Annotated in this window: 18 protein-coding genes and 7 tRNA genes; 13 read left to right on the forward strand and 12 right to left on the reverse strand. The window is 46.1% G+C overall.

Annotation, left to right across the window (positions count from 1 at the left end):
• Window positions 1–30: 30 nt before the first annotated feature.
• From L4D12_RS16250 to lolB, 10 genes are all read right to left on the reverse strand, one after another.
• Window positions 31–115: transfer RNA gene (locus L4D12_RS16250), tRNA-Leu, on the reverse strand.
• Between the two features lie 26 nt (window positions 116–141).
• Window positions 142–218: transfer RNA gene (locus L4D12_RS16255), tRNA-Met, on the reverse strand.
• A gap of 44 nt (window positions 219–262) precedes the next feature.
• Window positions 263–337, reverse strand: a tRNA-Gln gene (locus L4D12_RS16260).
• Window positions 338–377: 40 nt separating this feature from the next.
• Window positions 378–462 (reverse strand) — tRNA-Leu (locus tag L4D12_RS16265).
• 46 nt (window positions 463–508) lie between these two features.
• Window positions 509–585, reverse strand: a tRNA-Met gene (locus L4D12_RS16270).
• A 316-nt stretch (window positions 586–901) separates the two neighbouring features.
• Window positions 902–1,993 (reverse strand): redox-regulated ATPase YchF, encoded by a 1,092-nt coding sequence (gene ychF, locus L4D12_RS16275; protein WP_428448902.1) that lies wholly within the window; start codon window positions 1,991–1,993, stop codon window positions 902–904.
• 82 nt (window positions 1,994–2,075) lie between these two features.
• A complete protein-coding gene (gene pth, locus L4D12_RS16280; protein WP_428448903.1) occupies window positions 2,076–2,666 on the reverse strand; it encodes an aminoacyl-tRNA hydrolase in 591 nt (196 codons plus the stop codon).
• 181 nt (window positions 2,667–2,847) lie between these two features.
• Entirely contained in the window at window positions 2,848–3,792 is a 945-nt protein-coding gene (locus L4D12_RS16285; RefSeq protein ID WP_428448904.1) for a ribose-phosphate pyrophosphokinase, read from the reverse strand.
• A 32-nt stretch (window positions 3,793–3,824) separates the two neighbouring features.
• Window positions 3,825–4,688 (reverse strand): 4-(cytidine 5'-diphospho)-2-C-methyl-D-erythritol kinase, encoded by an 864-nt coding sequence (gene ispE, locus L4D12_RS16290; RefSeq protein WP_428448905.1) that lies wholly within the window; start codon window positions 4,686–4,688, stop codon window positions 3,825–3,827.
• 8 nt (window positions 4,689–4,696) lie between these two features.
• A complete protein-coding gene (gene lolB / locus L4D12_RS16295) occupies window positions 4,697–5,332 on the reverse strand; it encodes a lipoprotein insertase outer membrane protein LolB (protein ID WP_428448906.1) in 636 nt (211 codons plus the stop codon).
• A gap of 243 nt (window positions 5,333–5,575) precedes the next feature.
• Between lolB and hemA the strand changes: the two genes are divergently transcribed.
• The 7 genes from hemA to L4D12_RS16330 all read left to right on the forward strand — a co-directional run bounded on the left by hemA (window position 5,576) and on the right by L4D12_RS16330 (window position 12,487).
• Window positions 5,576–6,838, forward strand: a complete 1,263-nt coding sequence (hemA, locus tag L4D12_RS16300; protein WP_428448907.1) for a glutamyl-tRNA reductase — start codon at window positions 5,576–5,578, stop codon at window positions 6,836–6,838.
• A gap of 51 nt (window positions 6,839–6,889) precedes the next feature.
• Window positions 6,890–7,978 carry a peptide chain release factor 1 gene (gene prfA, locus L4D12_RS16305; RefSeq protein WP_428448908.1) on the forward strand — a complete coding sequence of 363 codons (1,089 nt, stop codon included), beginning with the start codon at window positions 6,890–6,892 and terminating at the stop codon, window positions 7,976–7,978.
• The gene (gene prmC / locus L4D12_RS16310) at window positions 7,978–8,826 is read left to right on the forward strand and encodes a peptide chain release factor N(5)-glutamine methyltransferase (RefSeq protein ID WP_428448909.1); all 849 of its coding nucleotides are present in this window, start codon (window positions 7,978–7,980) and stop codon (window positions 8,824–8,826) included. The genes prfA and prmC overlap by 1 nt, the downstream gene beginning before the upstream one ends.
• Window positions 8,827–8,840: 14 nt before the next feature.
• Window positions 8,841–9,221 carry a SirB2 family protein gene (locus L4D12_RS16315; RefSeq protein WP_428448910.1) on the forward strand — a complete coding sequence of 127 codons (381 nt, stop codon included), beginning with the start codon at window positions 8,841–8,843 and terminating at the stop codon, window positions 9,219–9,221.
• Window positions 9,222–9,223: 2 nt separating this feature from the next.
• A complete protein-coding gene (locus L4D12_RS16320; protein ID WP_428448911.1) occupies window positions 9,224–10,036 on the forward strand; it encodes a SirB1 family protein in 813 nt (270 codons plus the stop codon).
• 32 nt (window positions 10,037–10,068) lie between these two features.
• Entirely contained in the window at window positions 10,069–10,923 is an 855-nt protein-coding gene (gene kdsA / locus L4D12_RS16325; protein WP_428448963.1) for a 3-deoxy-8-phosphooctulonate synthase, read from the forward strand.
• 307 nt (window positions 10,924–11,230) lie between these two features.
• The gene (locus L4D12_RS16330; RefSeq protein WP_428448912.1) at window positions 11,231–12,487 is read left to right on the forward strand and encodes an SLC5/6 family protein; all 1,257 of its coding nucleotides are present in this window, start codon (window positions 11,231–11,233) and stop codon (window positions 12,485–12,487) included.
• Between the two features lie 140 nt (window positions 12,488–12,627).
• Here L4D12_RS16330 and L4D12_RS16335 read toward each other — a convergent pair whose 3' ends face one another.
• Window positions 12,628–14,511, reverse strand: a complete 1,884-nt coding sequence (locus L4D12_RS16335; protein WP_428448913.1) for a methyl-accepting chemotaxis protein — start codon at window positions 14,509–14,511, stop codon at window positions 12,628–12,630.
• A 347-nt stretch (window positions 14,512–14,858) separates the two neighbouring features.
• Here L4D12_RS16335 and L4D12_RS16340 point away from each other — a divergent pair, with 347 nt between their 5' ends.
• The 4 genes from L4D12_RS16340 (at window position 14,859) to L4D12_RS16355 (ending at window position 19,446) form a co-directional block, all read left to right on the forward strand.
• Window positions 14,859–16,220 (forward strand): Na+/H+ antiporter NhaC family protein, encoded by a 1,362-nt coding sequence (locus tag L4D12_RS16340; RefSeq protein WP_428448914.1) that lies wholly within the window; start codon window positions 14,859–14,861, stop codon window positions 16,218–16,220.
• 220 nt (window positions 16,221–16,440) lie between these two features.
• Window positions 16,441–18,114, forward strand: coding sequence for a bifunctional UDP-sugar hydrolase/5'-nucleotidase UshA (ushA, locus tag L4D12_RS16345; RefSeq protein WP_428448915.1), 1,674 nt, complete (start codon window positions 16,441–16,443; stop codon window positions 18,112–18,114).
• A gap of 108 nt (window positions 18,115–18,222) precedes the next feature.
• Window positions 18,223–18,699 carry a Cys-tRNA(Pro) deacylase gene (gene ybaK, locus L4D12_RS16350; RefSeq protein ID WP_428448916.1) on the forward strand — a complete coding sequence of 159 codons (477 nt, stop codon included), beginning with the start codon at window positions 18,223–18,225 and terminating at the stop codon, window positions 18,697–18,699.
• Window positions 18,700–18,831: 132 nt separating this feature from the next.
• Window positions 18,832–19,446, forward strand: coding sequence for a LysE family translocator (locus L4D12_RS16355; RefSeq protein WP_428448917.1), 615 nt, complete (start codon window positions 18,832–18,834; stop codon window positions 19,444–19,446).
• Between the two features lie 70 nt (window positions 19,447–19,516).
• On the opposite strand, the gene smrA is transcribed toward L4D12_RS16355, so the two are convergent.
• Window positions 19,517–20,098: a DNA endonuclease SmrA gene (gene smrA / locus L4D12_RS16360; RefSeq protein ID WP_428448918.1), complete on the reverse strand. Its 582-nt coding sequence runs from the start codon at window positions 20,096–20,098 to the stop codon at window positions 19,517–19,519.
• Between the two features lie 513 nt (window positions 20,099–20,611).
• On the opposite strand from smrA, the gene L4D12_RS16365 reads away from it, so the two are divergent.
• A tRNA-Pro gene (locus L4D12_RS16365) sits at window positions 20,612–20,688 on the forward strand.
• 41 nt (window positions 20,689–20,729) lie between these two features.
• Window positions 20,730–20,836, forward strand: a tRNA-OTHER gene (locus tag L4D12_RS16370).
• Window positions 20,837–20,961 lie beyond the last annotated feature (125 nt).

The raw sequence follows: 20,961 nt of genomic DNA on the forward strand, positions 1-20,961 counted from the left end.
CCTGACTTGAAGATCTCTCTAGAGAGAGAATGGTGCGGAAGGAGAGACTTGAACTCTCACACCTTGCGGCGCCAGAACCTAAATCTGGTGCGTCTACCAATTTCGCCACTTCCGCATTGTATTACCCTATTTAAAGGATAATGGTGGCTACGACGGGATTCGAACCTGTGACCCCATCATTATGAGTGATGTGCTCTAACCAACTGAGCTACGTAGCCATTATGGGTTGCTGACTATACATGATAATCAACACCAATAAAAGTGGCAGGTCTACCTGGATTCGAACCAGGGAATGGCGGCATCAAAAGCCGCTGCCTTACCGCTTGGCGATAGACCTGCAGATTGCTTTTCTTCAAAGCTGCTCTCAATTGAGAGAATGGTGCGGAAGGAGAGACTTGAACTCTCACACCTTGCGGCGCCAGAACCTAAATCTGGTGCGTCTACCAATTTCGCCACTTCCGCATTTTCACTGTATTTAAACAGTTATCATCGTCCCTTTCAAGGGTGATGGTGGCTACGACGGGATTCGAACCTGTGACCCCATCATTATGAGTGATGTGCTCTAACCAACTGAGCTACGTAGCCATATTGTTGTTTTCCAAGCCGCTTACCGTGTGGGTCGCTGTCTTGGGAACGGGGCGCATTATGCTCATACCAGCCAAAAGCGTCAACAGTTTTTTTAAATATCACGAGAAAAGCTGTTTGTTCGATGCATATTTGGACGAACTGGGCGAATGCCATGCGGAGGTGGCGTTTTTTACGGTGAGTGGTGGGTAGCGAGTTAGGTGCAATATTATATTGAGTGTTGCTCCAGGAATGGCGCAGAGGATAAAAAAGAAGCCAGCATCAATGCTGGCTTCTTAGAATGTGTTTAATTTATCACCTCTATCGGGTGATAAATTTATACGTTGAAACGGAAGTGAACCACATCACCGTCTTTAACGATGTAATCTTTACCTTCAAGACGCCATTTACCCGCATCCTTCGCGGCAGATTCACCGCCACATGTGATGTAGTCATCGTAACCAATAACTTCAGCACGGATAAAGCCTTTTTCGAAATCAGTGTGGATTACGCCAGCTGCTTTTGGTGCAGTTGCACCCACAGGGATAGTCCATGCACGTACTTCTTTAACACCTGCGGTGAAGTAAGTCTGTAGTGATAACAGCTCATAGCCAGAACGAATAACACGGTTAAGACCTGGTTCTTCGATCCCCATGTCAGCGAGGAATTCTTCGCGGTCTTCATCATCAAGCTCTGCGATTTCTGATTCCATCGATGCACAGATTGGAACAACGATTGCATTTTCTTCTGCTGCGCGTGCCGTTACTTTGTCAAGGAATGGGTTATTTTCGAAGCCCTCTTCATTAACGTTAGCAATATACATGGTCGGTTTAAGTGTCAGGAAGTTCAGGTAGCTTATCGCTGCTGCTTCTTCTTTGCTTAGTTCGATAGAACGCGCCATGCCACCGTCAGTTAATACTGGCAGCATTTTTTCTAGGACTTTGATTTCGAATTTTGCATCGTTATCACCACCTTTTGCACGTTTAGCTAGGCGGAAAATAGCACGCTCACATGTATCTAAGTCAGCCATTGCGAGTTCAAGGTTGATGATATCGATATCTTCAAGAGGATCAATACGACCAGCAACGTGAACAATGTTGTCATTTTCAAAACAACGAACAACGTGACCAATAGCATCCGTTTCGCGAATGTTTGCTAGGAATTTGTTACCTAGACCTTCACCTTTTGATGCGCCAGCAACAAGGCCCGCGATATCTACAAATTCCATGGTAGTTGGCAGAATACGTTCTGGTTTAACGAATACTGCTAATGCATCCATACGTGGATCCGGTACAGGAACAACGCCTGTGTTTGGTTCAATCGTACAGAATGGGAAGTTAGCTGCTTCGATACCAGCTTTAGTTAAGGCATTGAACAGTGTTGACTTGCCGACGTTTGGCAGGCCGACGATTCCGCATTTAAAACCCATGGTGTTAAACCCTTTTGGTAATTTTCGGTGATACATTCCGGCAGTATAACTGCCGCAAAGAATATGTCGTGATTGGCTACAATTATTCAGCTTTGAATGAATGTAGTCGGTTTTGCGCTTTACTTAAGCCATCTTTTAGCAAAATATCCATACAACGTACTGCTTCATCAACAGCGGCATCGATATTGTCTTGCTCTTTGGCTGGGGCTTTACCCAGCACAAAGCCGGCAACTTTGTTCTTATCGCCAGGGTGGCCAATGCCAATCCGTAAGCGATAGAAGTCTTTGTTGTTGCCCATTTTGCTGATGATATCGCGCAGGCCATTGTGCCCACCGTGACCGCCGCCTTTTTTAAATTTGGCGACGCCTGGCGGAAGGTCGAGCTCATCATGTGCCACTAAGATTTCTTCTGGCTTGATCTGAAAGAAATTCGCCAGCGCTGCCACGGACTTGCCTGATAAGTTCATGTACGTGGAAGGGATCAATAAGCGAAGATCTTGACCGTTGGCCACGATCCGGCCTGTTTGGCCAAAGTATTTCGATTCTTCTCGTAAGCTAATATTATGTACACGGGCCAGTTCTTCGACCACCCATGCGCCCGCATTATGGCGGGTTTTAGCATACTCGGCACCGGGATTGGCCAGGCCGACTAATAGGCGAATGTTATTACTCACGCTAGTCTCTCAAGTCTTAGGGGCTTAAAACGCGCGCTATGTTATACCAAACTCGGTGAAATTGATATCTTAACCCCACGTCACTGTTTGGATCTCTGTCGGTCTTATACCGTGATTAAAGACAATAACGAAAAACGCCCCGCACAGGGCGGGGCGTTGGCAATCTGGGGTTACGCAGCAATTAGTGGAACATTGCTGAGATTGACTCTTCGTTGCTGATGCGGCGAATAGCTTCCGCTAGCATGCCTGATAGGGTCAGCACAGAAACTTTACCCGTATCCATGATTTCTTTCGTTAATGGGATAGAGTCGGTTACGATCACTTCATCAATCACTGATTCACGAATGTTCTGAGGCGCATTACCAGAGAATACAGGGTGAGTCGCGTAAGCAAATACACGTTTTGCACCACGCTCTTTTAGCGCTTCCGCCGCTTTGCACAGTGTGCCACCAGTATCGATCATGTCATCAACAATGATGCAGTCACGGCCTTCAACGTCACCAATCAGGTGCATAACCTGAGAAACGTTAGCACGTGGACGGCGCTTGTCGATAATGGCGATATCAGTGTCATCCAGTAGTTTGGCAATAGCACGAGCACGTACAACACCGCCGATATCTGGAGATACAACGACTGGATCTTCCAAGTTCTTCGCTAGCATGTCTTCCAACAGTACAGGACTGCCGAATACGTTATCAACAGGCACATCGAAGAAGCCTTGAATTTGTTCTGCGTGCAGATCAACGGTCAGTACGCGGTCAACACCAACGTTAGACAGGAAGTCAGCAACCACTTTCGCAGTAATTGGCACACGGGCAGAACGGACGCGGCGGTCTTGGCGAGCATAACCGAAGTAAGGGATTACAGCGGTGATACGGCCAGCAGAAGCACGGCGTAGAGCATCGATCATAACAACCAGTTCCATTAGGTTGTCGTTTGTCGGTGCACAAGTAGATTGAATAATGAATACGTCGCTACCACGAACATTTTCATTGATCTGAACACAGACTTCACCGTCGGAAAAACGGTTAACTGTTGCGTCTCCCAGTGAAATGTAAAGACGATCAGCAATGCGTTGCGCTAGTTCTGGTGTCGCGTTACCAGCAAACAGCTTCATATCAGGCACGGTGGAAACCTCAGGTTGCGTCCAAGTTGTAGTTACTGACAATCCATAGAATGTGTGGTCAAGGCTGTCAAAAGAGGAGAAGTGTTGACACCTTTTGCGACAAATCCTGGGAGCCAGTTAGGTAATGTATTCAGTATGGCAATGGCTTCTTGCTCGGTGTTAAATTCAGCAAACACACAAGCGCCTGTGCCAGTCAATCTTGACGGCGCATATTCTAACAGCCACGAAAGTGCCTTATCAACCTCGGGGTGCAGTGATCTGACGATTTTTTCGCAATCGTTTTCGTAAAACCCCGCCAATAGTGCATTTAATGGTCTTTTTTTGCTGTTTCGTTTCAGTCCTGGATGGGTGAATATATCAACGGTTGCGATATGCGCCTCGGGTTTTACCACTAAAAACCACTTCTCTTGAGGCTCTGCTGGTTGCAGTTTTTCTCCAACCCCTTCGGCAAATGCGCTAAAACCGCGGACAAAAACAGGTACATCGGCACCTAAGGCAAGCCCCAGTTCGGCTAATTCATCGATACTGAGCTGAGTTTGCCACAAATAATTCAGGGCAACCAAGGTGGTGGCCGCATCCGATGAACCGCCACCAAGACCACCACCCATTGGTAGTATTTTGTCAAGATGGATATCAGCGCCCGCTGTTATTCCGGCTTTTCGACGGAGGCTGTCTGCTGCTCGGTAGATCAGGTTATCTTCAGTGGCGACACCATCGATGGCGGGCATAATCTGAATATCATTACTGGTGTTAGCCGTGATAGTCAGGGTATCGCTGTGATCGAGAAACTGAAACAGGGTTTGTAGCTCATGGTAACCATCGGCACGGCGTCCGGTGATATACAGGAATAAGTTGAGTTTGGCCGGTGCAGGCCATTGGGTTGTGCGGGTGATCATAATACGCTCTAATTGATAGACCAGTTATTGATGATAAGGGTGATATTGATACCTGTTGTACTCAATACCATCCGCTTTGGCAGAGCTGGGGAGACGGAGTAATCATACTCGTTGTAATCAAGTTGCCATAGCTTGTCATTAATTTGCTTAGCCAGATAACCGACTCGTCCTTCGTTATTGAGCTGGTAAGTATCTGCCGCGGTAGGCAATCCAATTAACCAGTCGCGCATTTGATCAACAGGGAGGTCAATCCCGGTTAATTGCTGTACCAGTTTGGCCGCATCGGTGCCTTGAAAGGTTTGCCCTTCATTGTTGATCAAGGTGACTCGCGTTGGGCTGGCATTCAATTTGAGCAGAGTGCCGCCAAGGAAATTGGTTAATAATAAATGGTCTTGATTCGGAGATGTTTGCCAGAAAAGATTTGCGCCAAATCGCTGACTGCCCTTATAGCCCATTTTTCCCTTTGCTTGATATTTTTCAAGCTGGGTGAGTGCTTGTTGGTGGCTTTCCCAATCTGTTTGATTATGGGGATCTGGTTGAGTAGCACATCCAGCCAATATAGATAACATAAGGGATAGGGCGATAATGAGACGTCTATTCTGTCTTGGTATTGGTCGAAAAGTTGGCCGGGGAAATGACATCATCGCATTACTTCTTGTTGAGGTGTGTTGGCAAACAATAGCGGTAAAATGAAGAGATTTCCAACATCTTCATACTGAAAAATAAGTGTTTTTCTTAGGTTATTATTTCGCATTATAGAGAATGAAAACCTATTATTTGCGGAGTTATGCCATATTGATTAGGTTTGCGTTCTTTTATTAAGTTGGGGCATCAAGTAAAATCCGCCCTTAAATCTTTTTTCTTCGGCGAAGTGGTACACCGTCTCCATGACATTGCTTGCACTAGGAATCAACCATAAAACAGCCTCCGTGGACTTGCGTGAACGGGTTGCGTTTTCGCCTGAAAAGATGAAGCTGGCACTAAGCCAGTTAGAGGCTCACCCTGACATTCATAGCGGGGTAATTGTCTCTACCTGTAATCGGACTGAGTTGTATTGCGATATCACTCAGCCGGGGCCGGGCATTTTGATCGATTGGCTTACGACATTTCACGACATCAGTGCGGAAGAACTGATGCCAAGTCTGTATTTCCATGAAGAACAGGCGGCAGTTCGCCACCTGATGCGGGTCTCTTGTGGCCTTGACTCGTTGGTTTTAGGGGAGCCGCAGATCCTTGGACAGGTTAAGCAGTCTTACTCTGATTCCCGGGAAAACCAGATCATTCATGGTCTACTGGAAAAGCTGTTCCATAAAACATTTACTGTGGCGAAGCGAGTACGTACCGAGACCGACATTGGAGGAAATGCGGTCTCGGTAGCATTTGCAGCCTGCACATTAGCAAAACAAATTTTTGAATCATTATCTGATGCGACCGTGCTATTGGTTGGGGCGGGAGAAACAATAGAACTGGTTTCCCGGCATTTGGTTGAGCAGGGCTGTAATCGCCTTATTGTTGCCAACCGTACTAAAGAACGGGCCGAAAATTTAGCCCGGGAATTTGGTGCAGAGGTGATCAGTTTACCGGAGATCCCTGATTATCTGAGTCGAGCTGATATTGTGATCAGTTCTACCGCAAGCCCGTTGCCGATAATTGGTAAAGGGATGGTAGAGAAGGCCATAAAAGCGCGTCGTTATCAGCCGATGCTGCTGGTCGATATCGCGGTTCCTCGAGATATTGAGCAAGAGGTCGGTGAACTGAGTGATGTTTACCTGTATAGCGTGGACGATCTGCATAGTATCGTCGAGAAAAACCGTGAGCAGCGGAAGACGGAGGCGATTCAGGCTGAAGCGATAGTCAGTGAAGAGAGTGCCGCCTTTATGAGTTGGGCGCGTTCACTGGAGGCGGTTGACAGTATCCGCCAGTATCGTTGTCAGGCGGATGAGATGAAATCCGATATGTTGGCGCGTAGTCTGCAAGCGCTCGCCAATGGTGGGGATCCAGAGAAGCTCTTGATTGAGTTGAGTAATAAATTGACCAATAAATTGATTCATGCGCCTACCCGGGCGATGCAGCAGGCTGCTCATCAGGGGGAGCCAGAAAAACTGGCAGTGATCCGTGAAACCGTTGGGCTTGATGTCATTAAACATTAAATCAGGCAGGGAAGCGTTCTCTGCCCATAGTGGAACACAGTAGAAATCAATATGAAACCTTCAATTTTAGTGAAATTAGAAACGCTGGTTGAGCGTTATGAAGAAGTCCAGCACCTGCTGAGTGATCCAGGGGTGATTGGCGATCAGGACAAGTTCCGTGCGCTTTCCCGTGAATATTCACAACTGGAGGAAGTGACCCAGTGCTTCAAAGCTTATCAACAAGCTCAGGAAGACTTGGCGACGGCCGAGGAGATGGCCAATGAAGACGATCCTGAAATGCGTGAAATGGCGCAGGAAGAAGTGAAGGAAGCAAAAGCAGAGATCGAACGTCTGGAAGACGAACTTCAAGTTCTACTGATCCCGAAAGATCCGAATGATGAACGTAACTGTTTCGTGGAAATCCGTGCTGGTGCTGGTGGTGACGAAGCGGGTATTTTTGCTGGTGATCTATTCCGTATGTACAGTCGATTTGCTGAACGTCAGGGCTGGCGTATGGAAGTGATCAGTGAAAACCGCTCCGAGCAAGGCGGCTATAAAGAAATGATCGCGAAAGTAAACGGCGACGGTGCTTACGGTATTTTAAAGTTTGAATCGGGTGGTCACCGTGTTCAGCGTGTACCGGCGACAGAATCACAGGGTCGTGTACATACATCGGCATGTACTGTTGCTGTAATGGCAGAGATCCCAGAAGCGGATCTTCCAGAAATCAAAGCGTCAGATTTGAAAATTGACACATTCCGTGCATCAGGCGCGGGTGGTCAGCACGTTAACACCACCGATTCTGCCATTCGTATTACTCACTTACCAACAGGTACGGTTGTAGAGTGTCAGGATGAGCGTTCACAGCACAAAAACAAGGCGAAAGCTATGTCTGTGCTAGCGGCTCGTATTATTAAAGCAGAAGAAGAACGTCGTCACGAAGCAGAAGCGAGTACACGTCGTAATCTGCTAGGTTCGGGTGATCGTTCTGACCGTATTCGTACTTATAACTACCCACAAGGCCGTGTGTCGGATCACCGTATCAACCTGACTATCTACCGTCTGAACGAGGTGATGGAAGGCGATATGAATAGCCTGATCCAACCGGTTCTTCAAGAATACCAGGCCGATCAGTTAGCCGCGATGGCTGAGCAAAACTAATGTCACAGTCGATTGACGCTCAGCTAAAGCGAGCGGTTGAGCTGTTAAATGTGGCGGGTTCTGACAGCCCGCACCTTGATGCCGCTGTATTGTTGTGTCATGTGCTCGACAAGCCACGCAGCTATTTGCTGACCTGGCCAGAAAAAATGCTAGATGCGCAGCTACTTAGCGCATTTGATGCGTTGCTGGCTCGACGTATTAACGGGGAACCCGTGGCGTATATCGTGGGTGAGCGTGAGTTTTGGTCGTTGCCGTTAAAGGTGGCGCCACATACATTGATCCCTCGGCCGGATACCGAACGCCTAGTGGAATTAGCGCTGGATAAGATCCCTGCGAAAGCCTGTAAGGTGCTGGATTTAGGTACGGGTACCGGTGCTATTGCGCTAGCCATTGCTTCTGAACGCCGTGATATTTCAGTGACGGGGATTGACCTTCGTCCTGAAGCTGCCGCTTTAGCGGAAGAAAACCGTGTTAACTTGCACATTCCCAATGCCCGTTTTCTGTCTGGCAGTTGGTATTGTCCATTAGTGGCTGATGAGCTTTTTGCTGTTATTGTCAGTAATCCTCCTTATATTGATGAGGAGGACCCTCATCTATCTCAAGGGGATGTGCGATTTGAACCCAAAAGTGCGCTGGTAGCGGATGAGAATGGTTTGTCCGATATCCGCATTATTAGTGAGCAGGGCCGAGTTCATCTTCAGGATGGTGGATGGCTTTTAATGGAACATGGTTTCGAGCAGGGTGACGCGGTACGTTCAATTTTATTAACGCTAGGATACCAACAGGTATCAACAGCACAGGATTATGCGGGTCTAGATCGTGTGACAATGGGCTGCTGGCAAGGATAGAGAGACGAGGAAAAATGTATACCACTGTTAAACATCTACATCTTATTGCGATTGCGTTGAGTGTACTGCTATTTGTGGTGCGTTATGTCCTGATGATGGCCAATTCGACCTTCAATGAGAAAAAGTTTCTTAAAATCACTCCGCACGTCGTTGATACGGTGATGCTGTTGACCGGTGTGGCATTGATTTTCATTACCGGTTTTATGCCTTTTACGGAAGCTGGGAGCTGGTTAACCCAAAAGCTTAGCTGTGTATTAGCTTATATTGCGCTCGCTTATTTTACGTTGAAAATTGGCAGTAATAAGGTATTTAAAACGTTTGCATTTTTTGGTGCGTTGGGCTGGGTAATGGCTGCTGCCAAAATCGCCATGACTAAAACACCGTTTCTGGGATAATCATGTTAGCTTTTACTGAACAAGAACTGGAAGCGATGCCCCTGGTTGAAGGGGCGTTAGAAATGACGGCCGCCGTTGAGCCTGGGTTCCCCTCAAGTTGGGTCCGGATCCAGCTTGCGCGTCTCGCTCAAGAAGCAGAGCAGCGGTTGATGCATGAGCCTAATGTCCATTTACGGTTGGAAGGGCTACTGCGCCTGTTTTACCGCGAATGGGGATTTATTGGGGATCACGAAGAATATTATTCATCGGATAATATCTACCTTGATAAAGTATTAGAGCGTAAAAAAGGGATCCCAGTTAGTCTTGGAGCGCTGTTTCTATTTTTGGCTCAACGGCTTGAGTTACCTGTGACCGGTGTGGGGTTTCCTACTCAATTTATTCTAAAAGTTGAGTGGTTTGACAGCGAAACTCAGTACATTAATCCGTTTGACGGAGAGTACCTCAGTAAGCGTGTGATGGGGGCTTGGTTGAAAGGCCATCGTGGGCCATTTACCGAGCTTCGCAGTGAGTATTTTAATGCTGCAGGTAACGTCGATATTCTTGCCCGTTGGTTGACCGTGATGAAAAGTGCTTTGCTAAGAGAGGGACACTTTACAGAAGCCTTACGTTGCAGTGATGTGGTGTTAGGTGCATTTCGTCCTGGTGACCCACATGAAATTCGCGATCGTGGCTATATTTATCAGCAGCTGGACTGTAGCCATGCTGCGGCATCTGACTATGCCTACTTTATCGAACAATGCCCTGAAGACCCAGCCGCTGAATTGCTAAAGCTTCAGGTCGCAGAACTCAACAAAGAGCCACTGATCTTGCACTGATTGGTGGTGATTACACAATTTAAGAGAGAATGATGATGGAACAGAAAGTTGTTCGCGTTGGTGATATAGACGTTGCCAATGACAAGCCGTTTGTCCTGTTTGGCGGTATGAATGTGCTAGAGTCTCGCGATCTAGCCATGCAGATCTGTGAACATTATGTTGAAGTAACCAACAAGTTAGGCATCCCTTACGTATTCAAGGCTTCTTTCGATAAGGCAAACCGTTCATCTGTTCATTCATACCGTGGTCCGGGTATGGAAGAAGGGCTGAAGATTTTTCAGGAGCTGAAAGATACGTTTGGTGTTAAAATTATCACCGACATTCATGAGCATCATCAAGCGCAGCCTGTGGCTGATGTGGTGGATGTTATCCAGCTTCCTGCTTTTCTGGCTCGTCAGACTGACCTTGTTCAGACCATGGCTAAAACGGGTGCTGTGATTAATGTGAAGAAGCCTCAGTTTATGAGCCCTGGTCAAGTGGGGAACATTGTTGAGAAGTTTGCGGAATGCGGTAATGATCAGGTTATTCTTTGTGAGCGCGGAGTACTGCATGGTTACGATAATTTGATCGTCGATATGCTGGGCTTTGATGTCATGAAGAAGGCGTCAAAAGGCAGTCCTATCATCTTTGATGTGACGCATGCCCTTCAGTGCCGTGAAGCAAATGGTGCAGCATCAGGTGGCCGTCGTGAGCAAACCGTGGATCTGGCTCGTTCTGGTCTGGCAACCGGTATTGCGGGTCTATTTATGGAAGCGCATCCAAATCCGGATCAAGCACGTTGTGATGGTCCGTCAGCTTTCCCACTAGACAAGCTAGAACCATTCTTGGCTCAGTTGAAGCAGCTGGATGATCTGATCAAAGGTTTTGAGCCAATCGAAATCAATTAATTGCAATACACTTTCAAGTATTGATCCTTGCGAAAACGGAACGCCCTTGTGATTTATCACAGGGGCGTTGTTTTATTGTACGATTTCTCTGGTTTTATGGAAAAATACAAAATATAAAACTTTGGTGTGATCACCTGTGATTTCTCTCTATTTTTATATTTATCACTGCAAACTTGATTTTTATCTGGTTTTTATAGCTATCCTCTCTATTGGCAAAGAGTCAGACGTTTGCCTGTGACGCTTTGAGTATTTAATTTCGCCTATGCATACTCTCTTCCGATTATATTTGGTAGAAGTAGGTAGTTACGTGTCATTATTTCAAGATGTACAGCCCTTGCTGGAAAAACAGCAGGCAACCCGCTGGAACAAGCATGATACAAGTTGGATGCTGAGTCTTTTCGGTACGGCGGTCGGGGCGGGTATTTTGTTTCTGCCAATTAATATCGGTATTGGTGGGTTTTGGTCACTGGTGATTATGGCTGTGCTGGCTGGTCCTATGACCTTTCTGGCTCACCGCGGTCTTGCGCGTTTTGTTCTGTCTTCTTCTCGTCCTGATGCTGACTTTACCGATGTGGTTGAAGAGCATTTTGGTATTAAAGCCGGGCGTTTGATCTCCTTGCTCTACTTCCTCTCCATTTTTCCGATTTTGCTTATTTACGGTGTTGGCCTGACCAATACGGTAGACAGCTTTATTGTGAATCAGCTTGGCTGGACAAGCCCATCTCGAGTGGTGTTATCCGGTGTATTGGTCTTTTTGATGATCGCGGTCATGATGGCAGGCGAGCGGGTCATGCTGCGAGCATTTGAAGTCATTGTGTATCCGTTGGCTGCGATCCTTGCGGGCTTGTCTCTGTATTTAGTTCCGACCTGGCAGTTACCGGAATTATCACAAGGCCTAGAGTGGGGACAGTTTACGGTAACACTGTGGCTGGCTATCCCTGTGACAGTCTTTGCCTTTAGTCATGCGGCGGCTATTTCTAGCTTTGTTCATGCTCAGCGTCGTTATTATGGTGAAACGGCGGGAGTAAAATCTGAGCAAATCCTTAAGCGTACTTCGGTCATGCTGATTGTTTTTGTGCTGTTTTTTGTATTTTCTTGTGTGCTGAGTCTGACGCCAGCTCAGTTGCAAGAAGCTAAATTGCAAAATGTCTCGGTGCTGTCTTATCTCGCGAATATTCATAGCAGTCCATTGATTGCTGCTTTTGGTCCATTGATTGCGTTTATCGCGATTTCATCTTCATTCCTAGGTCACTTCCTAGGCGCGCGCGAGAGCCTGAATGGCATGTTACAAAAGCAAATTTCGTTGCCTGCGAGTACAATTGATAAGCTGGGTATTGCTTTCTTATTCTTTGCTATTTGGTTTGCTGCAATCATGAACCCAAGCATTCTGGGGATGATGGAAGCATTATCGGGCCCTGTTATTGCGATGATCTTATTCTTGATGCCAATGATTGCGGTATTTAAGGTTGAAGCACTGAAAGCTTATCGTCGCCATATGAGTACCTATTTTATTTTGGTGATGGGGATGTTGGCGGTAGCGGCATTAGTGTTTAGTTTAATTTAATCATCTCGGTTATTAGACAATAAAAAGGCTTGCCATGATGGCAAGCCTTTTTTCATCCTAGTACCTAGTACCTAGTACCTAGTACCTAGTACCTAGTACCTAGTACCTAGTACCTAGTACCTAGTACCTAGTACCTAGTACTACAGCTTAAAGCGGTTGATTTCTTGCTGTAGCTGGAGAGACAGATCAGAGAGCTCAGCGGCTTGTCTAGCCGCTTCATCTGCCTCTGTTGCTAGCTCTAGGGATACATTACGGATCCCCTCGGTATTACGGGTGATCTCTGAAGTGACAGAAGACTGCTCTTCAGCGGCAGAAGCAATTTGAGTGGCCATATCACTGATATTGGTCACGGCACAATTAATTTGTGACAGGCTGGCAGAAGCAGCATTGGCATCATCAACACTGGTTTCGGCAATGCGGCGACTGTCTTCCATAATGCCCACAGCACGGCCTGTGGTTTGCTGCAGGGTTTCAATCATCTGTTGGATCTCCTGCGTTGACGCATGAGTGCGCTGACTTAGCACGCGAACTTCATCAGCAACGACGGCAAAGCCACGGCCTTGCTCGCCTGCACGAGCGGCTTCAATGGCGGCATTCAATGCCAGCAGGTTGGTTTGCTCTGCGATACCCTGAATGGTTGAGAGAATGGTGTTGATGCTCTGGGCGTGAGTATTCAGTTCTCCGATCACCCCTGTTGCTGAGTCCACTTCGCCCGCTAAGCTTGTGATAGAGTGCTGACTTTGACCAACTTGGGCGGCACCATGCTCAGAAGCCGTTACCGTTTCCTCGGCTGTGCGTGCAGTATTCTCAGCATTGCTGGCAATTTCCTGCGTAGCTGCTGCCATTTCATTAATGGCGGTGGCGACCATATTAATCTCGTCTTGCTGGTGCTGGATTCGAGTACTGCGTTCTTCAGCTTGTGAGGCGGTAATGTGAGCCTGTTGACTTAGCGAGTTTGATACATCGTTAAGTTTGTTGACCATCGCATGCATGTTCCCCACAAAGCGGTTGAAATTATGGGCCAGTTGACCAACTTCATCATTACTGCGAGGTTCTAGGCGTTGAGTGAGGTCACCGTCACCATTCGCTATTTCAGCAAGTGCGTCTGATACATGGGTAAGATCGCGGAATAAGTAGTTCACCAATACAGTAACTGCACCGATCACTAGCAGGGTGATTAAGACAGCAGTAATAATTAACTGGCGTAATAGGCTAGTGTGACTAGCTTCTTCAGTTGCGCGGTCCATTTCAAGGCCAAGAACCCAGTCCGTATTCGGGACATTTTCGAAGTAGAACAGCTTTTCTTTACCATTGATTGTTACGGTTTCAATCGTATTACTATGCGCCGCAGCTTCGATCGTTTGCATGGAGAGCTTGTTGCTTAAACGACTGATAGGTTGAAGTAGCAGTGATTCATCAGGGTGGGCAAGGAAGGTGCTATCTTGCTTATTAATCAACATGGCATAAGCATTTTTGCCAGCATCAAGGTTAATTACATCACTGATTAATTGGTCGATAAGCACGTCTGCGCCAACAACACCCGTAAGTGTACCATTTTGCATGACGGGTTCAGCAATCGTGATTAACAAGGCGTTGGTCACAGCATCGCGATAAGCCGTAGTGATTATTTGCTGATCAGCACGTTGAGCATCTTTATACCAAGGGCGGGTGCGGGGATCGTAACCAGCCATATTACGTTCTGGACGAGATCGTAGCATTTCGCCAGTCGTTTTACCGAAGTAGATATCATCGAAGCCGCCGGCTTCACGGGCTTGCTGTAAATAGGGAATAACATTGCTTGCGTTGCTGTGATTGTTAAAGGCACTGGCGATACTACGTCGAATTTGTACCCAATCAGTGATGCCGTCACTGGCGGTATCAGCTAAACTTTCTGCGCGGGAGTAAATGCCGTTGCTTGTTTGTTCTAATAACTGATTGGCTGCCAGCCAAGTCAATGCTGTTGCCATTATGACCACGGCAGAGAGACTAGCTCCAATGAGTTTTTGTTTTAATGATAATGACATTGTCCTGATCCCGATGACAATAGAAGAGATGTGCGGCGGATATTATAGCGATTCATTAGGGCTTGCACGAAAAAGTGACAATAATCACACTATCTGCCGAGGTATTGTTAAAAAGTAACCGAGACCGGTTATTTTGACCCCAGTCGTTCAGTTAAGAATAAAATACAGTATATATATTCCATAGTGGTATGACTTGTGGTGGTATTGAGGTTGTGCGAAATGATGAGGTAATGAGATTATCGTGTCGTTGATATGCATTTTAGATGTTTAGACGTCTAGATGTTGACTCGGCAAGAGGTAACACTTAGTCTAGGTGCAAATTAAACAATAGATGTCCTGTAGTCATCATGCCAAACACAACACAACAATCTGTTACTGAGCCAACGCCATCCGCGCTGGCATTACTCCCGTTGGGAATATTCCTTTCTTTATTTATCGGTGTTGGAACCTATTTAACCCTGCAAGGGGTGGATTTCGCCTTTTACCAACTGCCTGCTCCTGTTGCTGTTTTACCTGCAATTGTTATCGCTATTTTATTGAGTAAAGAAAAACTAAACAAAGCGATTGAACAGTTTTTACGTGGTGTCGGCCATAACGATATCATTGCTATGTGCATGATCTACCTGTTAGCGGGTGCCTTTGCATCAGTTGCCAAGGCCACGGGGGGGGTCGATGCGACAGTCAATCTTGGCTTATCGATGTTACCATCGAGTATGATTTTGCCTGGTATCTTTGTTATTTCAGCCTTTATTGCAACGGCGATGGGGACATCAATGGGAACCATTGCAGCTGTTGCTCCTGTGGCATTGGGTATAGCACAGGCGGCGGGCATGGATGTTGCACTGACGGCGGGTGTGGTACTCAGCGGGGCGATGTTCGGTGATAACTTATCGATAATTTCGGATACCACGATTGCGTCAACTCGTTCTCAAGGTTGTCAAATGAAAGACAAATTCCGCGAGAATATCCGTATTGCCTTACCGGCGGCTATTGCCGCTATCGCTTTGTTTCTCTTTAACAGTACTCCCACAGAGGTGCCAGCGGCGACACAGATCGAATGGTTGAAAGTGATACCGTATATTACGATTTTAGCGTTGGCGGTCTCGGGTATTAATGTTTTTGTTGTATTGAGTCTGGGGATTGTGTTGGCTGGCGGTATTGGGCTGTTTGCCACTGTTGACTACGGTTTAACGACGTATGCAAAAGATATCTATGCGGGGTTTGGCAATATGCAGGAAATTTTCCTGCTGTCGATGCTAATTGGTGGTATGGGTGAGCTAATGCGTCGTCAAGGTGGGTTAGCTTATCTAACCCAGCTAGTGAGTCGAGTGATTAAAGTGTTCAGTAAACAGCATACTCAAGGACAGAATCTTCGCGCCAGTGAGCTAGGTATTGCTGGCTTAGTGAGTATGACTAACTGCTGTACAGCCAATAATACCGTTGCCATCATCGTATCGGGTGGGGTTGCTCGTGAGTTGGCTGAGGAAAATGGCGTAACACCGCGTCGCTCTGCGAGTTTGCTCGATATATTCTCTTGTGTGGTGCAAGGATTATTACCATATGGTGCACAAGCTCTTTTGCTCGGTTCGGTTTTTGCTTTGTCTCCGCTTGAGGTGGTCAGCCATTCTTATTACTGCTTTTTCCTCGCGATATCGGCAGTGATTGCCGTCTTTCTTAAACATCCGGCTCGCAAGCCTGTAACTGCCTAATAAATTATACAGCGAGCAAGTAACAATTCATTAATTCAAGCCTTACATTGGTGAGGCTTTTTTTTACCTGTGATATCAATGTGATACATGGGGGGATATGTATTGTGATCTCGTCGACATATTAATGTAATCCATCTGGCCGCGTTAACTAAATAACTTAAACTAGTACCGGTTTAGCCGAATGATACGGCATACATACAACTAGGTTAAGGTGACACCCATGAAGGAACGCTTTTTCGTCAAGGCAGCACTCGCCGCTGCGGTACTTGCCTCGCTGACTGGCTGTGCCAGCCAATCTGAAACTGCCCAGCCATCCTGGCAGGCTGATCAAACATATCGATTTACGATTCTCCATACGAATGATAACCACGGTCGTTTCTGGCATAACGGCAATGGTGAATACGGTATGGCTGCGCGTAAAACATTATTGGATCAGCTTCGAGCAGAGGTAGCAGCAGAGGGGGGGACGAGTTTGTTGCTCTCTGGTGGTGACATTAATACTGGTGTTCCAGAATCAGATCTGCAAGATGCAGAGCCAGATTTTAAAGGCATGAATATGCTGGGTTATGACGCGATGGCGTTGGGTAACCATGAATTTGATAATCCATTGGAAGTGCTACGTCAGCAGGAAGAGTGGGCGGAGTTCCCAATGCTATCAGCAAATATTTACGATAAGGCGACGGGAAAACGTATGTTCCAGCCTTACCAGATATTTGAACAACAAGGGCTCAAAATTGCAGTTATTGGTTTAACAACGGAAGATACCGCGAAGATTGGCAATCCTGAATATATCAGTGGTATTGAGTTTCGCGATCCTAAAGCTGAAGCGAAAAAAGTCATTGCAGAGCTGAAAGCCACAGAAAAACCAGATGTAATTATTGCTACCACTCATATGGGGCATTATGAAAACGGCAACCGTGGTATAAATGCTCCTGGTGATGTCGCGCTTGCGCGTTACTTGCCTGCTGGTGAGCTAGACATGATTGTCGGCGGCCATTCACAAGAGCCTGTGTGCATGGAAGGGCCGAATGTGAATAATACAAACTTCAAACCGGGTGACGAGTGTCAGCCAGATCAGCAAAACGGTACGTGGATTGTTCAAGCCCATGAGTGGGGTAAATACGTTGGCCGAGCTGATTTTGAATTCAAAAATGGTGAGTTGGAAATGGTCAGCTATGATCTGATCCCAGTTAACCTGAAGAAGAAAGTAAAATTGGCTGATGGCACCAAAAAGCGTGTATTTATTCAAGATGAGATCGCTCAGGATCCAAATGTAACCGCATTTTTGAAATCTTATCAGGAACACGGCCAAGATCAGTTGAACATTAAGATAGCTAAATCAAATGGTAAGCTTGAAGGTGATCGCGATGTGGTCCGTTTTGAGCAAACTAATCTAGGCCGTTTAATTGCAGCATCTCATATGCAGCGTGCGAAAGCTGATTTTGCCGTTATGAACTCTGGCGGTGTGCGTGATTCGATAGCGGGTGGCGACATTACTTATAAGGATGTACTAACTGTGCAGCCGTTCGGTAATATTGTGACTTACGTTGAGATGACTGGGGCTGAGATCATTGATTATCTCAATGTGGTTGCCACCAAGCCTGTTGACTCAGGTGCGTATGCACAGTTTTACGGCATTTCAATGACAGTTAAAAACGGTAAAGTCAGTAATGTCAAAATTGGTGATAAGCCATTAAGCCTGACAGAAACATATCGTTTTACCATACCAAGCTTCAATGCTGCGGGGGGTGATGGTTATCCGAAAATTTCCGGCCACCCAGGTTATGTCAATACGGGCTTTGTTGATGCCGAGGTACTGAAGGAATACTTAGAGACGAATAGTCCGATTGATGTTAATGCATTTGCACCAAATGGTGAGATTGTTTATCAGTAATTGACTGTTAATCGTGATATCAAACCCCGGCCTTGCTGGGGTTTTTTATGTTGGGGTTCCAAGATGGTTGGGCTATATTGGTCTTTTCGTCATTGAATTGGAGTTATTATGACGCCTGCCATCGACTTAGCTAAGAAAAAGAAAGTACCTCATACCATTCATCAGTATCAGCATGATCCGGCACATACTAATTTTGGGCTTGAGGCGGCAGAGGCACTAGGACAAGATCCTCAGCGTATATTTAAAACATTGTTGTTTTCTCTTAATGGTGACCCTAAAAAATTGGCGGTCGCTATCGTGCCCGTGATTGGGTTGCTGGATTTGAAAGCGGCAGCCAAAGCCGCGGGTGGAAAGAAGGCTGATATGGCGGATCCGCATATTGCCGAAAAAACAACGGGCTATATTGTTGGTGGCATTAGCCCGCTGGGTCAAAAAAAACAACTTCCTACGTTTTTGGATAGCTCAGCTCAGAAGTTTGAAACGATCTGTGTAAGTGCCGGTCGTCGCGGTTTGGAAATTGAATTAGCGCCTAAAGATTTGTTAGATCTAACCTCAGGGCAGTTTTCACACTTGGCTAAAGAATAATATTAATCTATACCCAAGCTACCTCTGAACTATTAAATAGATCATATTGATGTGGCTTGGGTATACATAAGTTTTTTAACATCGACTTATCCAAATTGGTATTAATTTGTCATTTAGCGTAGGGAAATAGTAATGACACTCAGTATTTGGCTTTCGTTATTAATGGTTTGTATGTTGGGGGCAATGTCACCAGGGCCGAGCTTAGCTGTTGTGGCTAAACATAGCCTAGCCGGAGGGCGCCTGCATGGCGTAGTTACATCATGGGCTCATGCCATGGGCGTTGGGATTTATGCGCTAGTCACATTACTGGGTTTGGCCATTGTACTTCAGCAATCGCCAGTATTATTTAGTTTTATTACTTACGCGGGGGCGGGCTATCTCGCTTATTTAGGGATAAATGCCTTACGTTCGAAAGGTGGCGTTGCGGCAAAGTTAGCAGCAGGCCAACCAAGTAATTTATGGGAAGCTGCTCGTGATGGGGCAATGATATCGCTACTCAATCCTAAATTAGCATTGTTTTTTTTGGCGTTATTTAGCCAGTTTGTTGCAGTGGGAACAGAAGCCACAAGTCGGGCCATTATTGTTGCGACGCCGCTATTGGTTGACGGCTTATGGTATACCGTTATTGCTATTGTTCTGTCCAACCCGCGGGTACTTGATAAGTTAAGAACCAAAGCCTTGTTAATTGACCGCTTGTCAGGAGTTGTTTTAATTCTTTTAGCAATGCGTGTTGTGATGATGGCTTAGAGTCGTTTTCATTACCTCATGGTTGCTAAATAAAAAAGGAGCTTAAGCTCCTTTTTTATTTGTATGAAGGTTAACTTTGGCGCTTGTTGTGGCGTTCTCTGTTTTCTAGTTTCTTTTCTGGACTTTTCTTTAGCATTACATACAGTGCACCGCTTCCGCCATGTTGGCGAAGGGCTGAGTGGTAGCACATCACATCGGATATTTGACCAAGCCATGTTGCCACATAACTTTTCATCAAAGCGGGTGGATTCGATTTCTCCCCTTTGCCATGAACAATCATTACCGTACGAATATCCATACGTTGGCATTGGCGGAGAAAGTTAAGTACTTCATCACGTGCTTCTCGTAAGGTTTTACGGTGGAGATCAAGGCGGGCATGAATATCATACTTACCGAGGCGAAGTTTTCTAAATACGCCATCTTGCACTCCATCTCGTTTGAATTCGACCATGTCATCTGGTTTGAGCATGTTGGCGAAATCAAGGGAAAGGTATTCAGAATCATGGTTTGATAATGTTTGTGCCGCGAGGCGTCGTGCTAGCTGTGCATTTGTAATTTTGTATTTTTGAACGACATCTACCTTATCCTGCTTGATCGGTGAGACGTCGGCCATCATCTCTCGGAAGAGATCGCATTCATCGTTATCTGACATGATGTTTCAAGGTTAGAGACTCATGTCTCGATTATACGCATTGAGAGGGGACAGAATAAAGAAATCCAGGATCAACACCGACAAGTTAGATCCTGGCACAAGTAACAAATGTTGCTAAATGGCTCTGGTGAGAAGAAGGTGCAGACAGTACTTTGTAAACAAAGTAACTGCCAAAGGAAATTATTAAACCCAGCGCACCGAAGAGATGATCTATCCCAAAATTCATATATATTCCTTTGGTCGTGAGATAATAGCCGTAAGATACTAAATGAAACATTTCTGTTGTTACAATTTGGGTGTGTGGTGTTTAAATTGTTTCGGGGTTGTATCCGTGCTGGCGTTTGTGATCGCTTTTTCATCACTGCTGCTAGTTCAATGAGCAGTTGAATCCGATATCACATAAAAAATGGGTTTTCCCCTTGCGTAATTTCATTTGCTGAGTAATATAAGCGACCTCAGCAGCGACGGAGCTGCTGCCAAGTAGGAAGCTTTAAAGAGCATTTTACTTGTCGTCGGTGAATAGCGCAGTTTGGTAGCGCATCTGGTTTGGGACCAGAGGGTCGGGGGTTCGAATCCCTCTTCACCGACCACTATTAAAAATAGTGGTTTGCTTAGAATCATTATTTATTGTCGGTGAATAGCGCAGTTTGGTAGCGCATCTCATGTTTTTGAGAATAGCGGACCAGAGGGTCGGGGGTTTCCCAAAACCTTGGACAGCGTAGGCCTCTTCACCGACCACTATTAAAAGTAGTGGTTTGCTTAGAATCATTATTTATTGTCGGTGAATAGCGCAGTTTGGTAGCGCATCTCATGTTTTTGAGAATAGCGGACCAGAGGGTCGGGGGTTTCCCAAAACCTTGGAC

It is taken from the genome of Photobacterium nomapromontoriensis (assembly GCF_050336815.1).
Lineage (GTDB): Bacteria > Pseudomonadota > Gammaproteobacteria > Enterobacterales > Vibrionaceae > Photobacterium > Photobacterium nomapromontoriensis.

What these genes read in the sequence shown, in the direction of transcription:
- ychF (WP_428448902.1), bottom strand. Translation starts at nt 1,993, where the DNA reads ATGGGTTTTAAATGCGGAATCGTCGGCCTGCCAAACGTCGGCAAGTCA.
- ispE (WP_428448905.1), bottom strand. Translation starts at nt 4,688, where the DNA reads ATGATCACCCGCACAACCCAATGGCCTGCACCGGCCAAACTCAACTTA.
- lolB (WP_428448906.1), bottom strand. Translation starts at nt 5,332, where the DNA reads ATGATGTCATTTCCCCGGCCAACTTTTCGACCAATACCAAGACAGAAT.
- hemA (WP_428448907.1), top strand. Translation starts at nt 5,576, where the DNA reads ATGACATTGCTTGCACTAGGAATCAACCATAAAACAGCCTCCGTGGAC.
- prfA (WP_428448908.1), top strand. Translation starts at nt 6,890, where the DNA reads ATGAAACCTTCAATTTTAGTGAAATTAGAAACGCTGGTTGAGCGTTAT.
- prmC (WP_428448909.1), top strand. Translation starts at nt 7,978, where the DNA reads ATGTCACAGTCGATTGACGCTCAGCTAAAGCGAGCGGTTGAGCTGTTA.
- L4D12_RS16315 (WP_428448910.1), top strand. Translation starts at nt 8,841, where the DNA reads ATGTATACCACTGTTAAACATCTACATCTTATTGCGATTGCGTTGAGT.
- L4D12_RS16320 (WP_428448911.1), top strand. Translation starts at nt 9,224, where the DNA reads ATGTTAGCTTTTACTGAACAAGAACTGGAAGCGATGCCCCTGGTTGAA.
- kdsA (WP_428448963.1), top strand. Translation starts at nt 10,069, where the DNA reads ATGATGGAACAGAAAGTTGTTCGCGTTGGTGATATAGACGTTGCCAAT.
- L4D12_RS16335 (WP_428448913.1), bottom strand. Translation starts at nt 14,511, where the DNA reads ATGTCATTATCATTAAAACAAAAACTCATTGGAGCTAGTCTCTCTGCC.
- L4D12_RS16340 (WP_428448914.1), top strand. Translation starts at nt 14,859, where the DNA reads ATGCCAAACACAACACAACAATCTGTTACTGAGCCAACGCCATCCGCG.
- ushA (WP_428448915.1), top strand. Translation starts at nt 16,441, where the DNA reads ATGAAGGAACGCTTTTTCGTCAAGGCAGCACTCGCCGCTGCGGTACTT.
- ybaK (WP_428448916.1), top strand. Translation starts at nt 18,223, where the DNA reads ATGACGCCTGCCATCGACTTAGCTAAGAAAAAGAAAGTACCTCATACC.
- L4D12_RS16355 (WP_428448917.1), top strand. Translation starts at nt 18,832, where the DNA reads ATGACACTCAGTATTTGGCTTTCGTTATTAATGGTTTGTATGTTGGGG.
- smrA (WP_428448918.1), bottom strand. Translation starts at nt 20,098, where the DNA reads ATGTCAGATAACGATGAATGCGATCTCTTCCGAGAGATGATGGCCGAC.